Below are 3,048 nucleotides of genomic sequence, written 5' to 3' on the forward strand. Positions count from 1 at the left end.
CTCGCCGAACGCCTCGACCTGTTCATCGCCTCGGCCGTCCACCCCGACGAGATCGCCGCCATCCTCGAATCCGACGGCATGACGGACGAGTACATCCGGCTCACCTACGGCCGGCACGACTCCTTCGGACTCGCCGAGGAGCTCTACGCCCGCGTGCCCCGCTCCTTCCCGGAGCCGGGCGCCGCCCCCGACCCCTGGAAGGTCTCCCTCACCGCCTGCCTGCTGCGCGGGGTGATCTTCGCCCTGCCCGGCCTGGCCTACCTGCTCGGCGCACCCCTGCTCGAAGGCCCGCAGGACCGCCTCGGCCTGCCCGCCGGGACCCTGACCCTGCTCGCCGGCGCGCTCATCGGCTGGGTCTGGGACCAGACCCTGTCCCACCGGGCCTACTCCTGGCTCGGCCTCGGAGACCGGGGCGCCGCCGGACGGACCCTGCTCATCGGGGCCCCCGTCGGCGCCCTGCTGGGCACCGCCGCCGCACTGGCGGTGCCCGGCGGGCCCCCGTTCTCCTACGCCTTCGCCGCCGGACAGGCCTTCTATGTCGGGGCCGCCACCGTCCTGCTGGTCCTCGGCCGGGAACGGGTCCTGCTCGCCGCACTCGCCCCGATGGCCGTCGGAGCACTGCTCGCGCTCTTCGTCGACCTGCCCGTACCGGTCCGGGTGACGCTGCTCGTGACGTCCCTGCTGGCCGCCTGCACCCTGGCCCTACGGGAACTCCCGCTGGCCGACGGGCTACGGGCCGCCGCGCACCGGATCCGCGCCTCGGCGGCCCGCCGCCCCGGCCAGGGGCCCGTGCGCTGGCAGATGCTGCGCGGCGCCGAGGAGGACTTCGCACCCCGCGGGCCCCGGATCGGGGACTCGGTCCCCTACGGGGTCTTCGGCCTCGGCACCGGCCTGCTCGTCCTCTACGCCGCCCTCGGCGAGGTCCTCGCCGGAGGCCCCGCCGAGGCGGTCGCCGCCCCCTCGGCGGTGGCCCTCACCCTCAGCATGGGCCCGGCCGAGTGGCTGCTCCACCGGTTCCGCAGCGGGAGCCTCTCCGGGCTCCAGGGGGCCCGTTCACCGCGTGCCTTCCGGCGCCGGATGCTCGGCACCCTGACCCGCTGCCTCGCCCACTACCTGACGGTGCTGCTGGCCCTGGGGCTGGCCGGCACCCTGCTCTGGCCCGGCGCCCCCGTCCTCACCGGGGTCCGGATCGCGACCCTGCTGCTGCTCGGGGCCGTCATGTGGACCGGCCTGCTCCTGCAGTCCTTCGGGGCCGTCCGGCCCGCGGCCGTCGTCTGCTCCTCGGCCGCCGTCGCCCAGAGCCTGGCCCTGCTGACCGGGGTGGGCCAGCCCCGGGCGGTCCAGCTGGTGGTGGCCGGCGCCGCCGCCGCCGTACTGGCCACCCTGGTCTGCCTGCTCCTCGGCCGCGCGACCGCCCACCGATGACGCACCATCCGACCGAGAAGAAGGACCCCATGCTGCTGGTGCCCCTCTACGAGCATCCCGCCGAGCGGCCGGAGGCCTGGGAGCGGCTCATCCGCTCCGCCGGCCGGCTGCACTCGGTGGTCCTCAACCCCGACAGCGGACCGGGCGCCGCCCGCGACGAACGCTTCGCCGTCGTCGCCGAGCGGTTGCGCGAGGCCGGCGTACCCGTCCTCGGGTACGCCGACACAGACTACGGGCGGCGCCCGCACGCCGACGTGGTGCAGGACCTGCTGCGCCACCGCGACTGGTACGCCACCGACGGGGCCTTCCTCGACCAGGCCTCCGCCGAGCCCGAACTGCTCCCGCACTACGGGCGGCTCGCGGTCGCCGCCCGGGCCGCGGGCGCCCGTACGCTCGTCCTCAACCACGGGGTCCACCCGCACCCGGGCTACGCAGAACTCGCCGACCTGCTCGTCACCTTCGAAGGCCCCTGGGACGCCTACCGGGACGCGGCCGCCGTACCGCCCTGGACCGCAGACCACCCGGCCCAGCGGTTCTGCCACCTCGTGTACGCCGTCCCGCCGGGCGCGCTCGCCGCCCGGATCGCCGAGGAACTCGCCGCCGAACGCGGAGCCGGGGTGCACTGCGCCGTCCCGGGCAGCGGCGCGCACCCCTGGGGCTCCCTGCCGTACGCCCTGGAGGCGGCGGGATGAGGAAGCTCGCGCTCCTGCTGGCCCTGCCCCTGATGCTGCTCGCCGCCTGTACGGCCCCACCGGAACCGGAACGGGACGAGCTGTCGCCCGACCCGCCGCCGGGGCAGCGGTGGCAGCCGAAGCCCGGGGTCGGCTGGCAGTGGCAGCTCACCGGGAAGCTCGACACCTCGGTCCAGGCGGCCGTGTACGACATCGACGGGTTCAACACCACGAAGGAGCAGCTCGCCACCCTGAAGAAGGACGGCCGCAAGACCATCTGCTACCTCTCCACCGGCGCCTGGGAGGACTTCCGGCCGGACGCCGACGCCTTCCCGAAGGCACTGCTCGGCGAGGGCAACGGCTGGGAGGGCGAACGCTGGCTGGACATCCGGGGGCTGGTGGAACTGGAACCGCTGATGGGCAAGCGGTTCGACATGTGCAAGGAGAAGGGCTTCGACGCGGTGGAGCCCGACAACATGGACGGCTACGCCAACAGGTCCGGCTTCCCGCTGACCGCGGACGACCAGCTGAAGTACAACCGCCTGATCGCCCGGCTGGCGCACGACCGGGGCATGTCGGTGGGGCTTAAGAACGACCTGGACCAGATCCCGGAGCTGGTCGGGGACTTCGACTTCGCGGTGAACGAGCAGTGCGTGGAGTACGAGGAGTGCGACCGGTACGCGCCGTTCATCGACGCGGGCAAGGCGGTCTTCCACGTGGAGTACGAGGGCCGCCTGAACCGCTGGTGCCCGGTCGCCCGCGCGGCGAAGCTGAGCTCTCTGCGCAAGCGCTACGACCTGGACGCGTGGCGCCAGGTCTGCCGCTAGTGCTGTGACCGGAAAGGTTCACCGGGTCAGGACGCCCGGCACGGCACCTCGCCGCGTTGTCGGACCGCGCGAGTACGTCCAGTACGAGCCGCGGCCCTCCGCCTTGCGATGCACCACACCGGACG

Annotated in this window: 3 protein-coding genes; all 3 read left to right on the forward strand. The window is 74.0% G+C overall.

All coding sequences use genetic code 11. The features are described from left to right. The coding region (locus ACWGIU_RS34175; RefSeq protein ID WP_453711992.1) for a hypothetical protein at positions 1–1,425 on the forward strand (1,425 nt) is incomplete at its 5' end. Next, positions 1,422–2,117, forward strand: a complete 696-nt coding sequence (locus ACWGIU_RS34180; protein WP_453711993.1) for a spherulation-specific family 4 protein — start codon at positions 1,422–1,424, stop codon at positions 2,115–2,117. The genes ACWGIU_RS34175 and ACWGIU_RS34180, both read left to right, overlap by 4 nt. Continuing rightward, positions 2,114–2,923, forward strand: a complete 810-nt coding sequence (locus tag ACWGIU_RS34185; protein ID WP_453711994.1) for an endo alpha-1,4 polygalactosaminidase — start codon at positions 2,114–2,116, stop codon at positions 2,921–2,923. The genes ACWGIU_RS34180 and ACWGIU_RS34185 overlap by 4 nt, the downstream gene beginning before the upstream one ends. Positions 2,924–3,048: the final 125 nt, after the last annotated feature.

This window comes from Streptomyces sp. NPDC054840 (assembly GCF_053611065.1).

Coding starts and splice junctions, on each gene's coding strand:
- ACWGIU_RS34180 (WP_453711993.1), top strand. CDS start 1,422: ATGACGCACCATCCGACCGAGAAGAAGGACCCCATGCTGCTGGTGCCC.
- ACWGIU_RS34185 (WP_453711994.1), top strand. CDS start 2,114: ATGAGGAAGCTCGCGCTCCTGCTGGCCCTGCCCCTGATGCTGCTCGCC.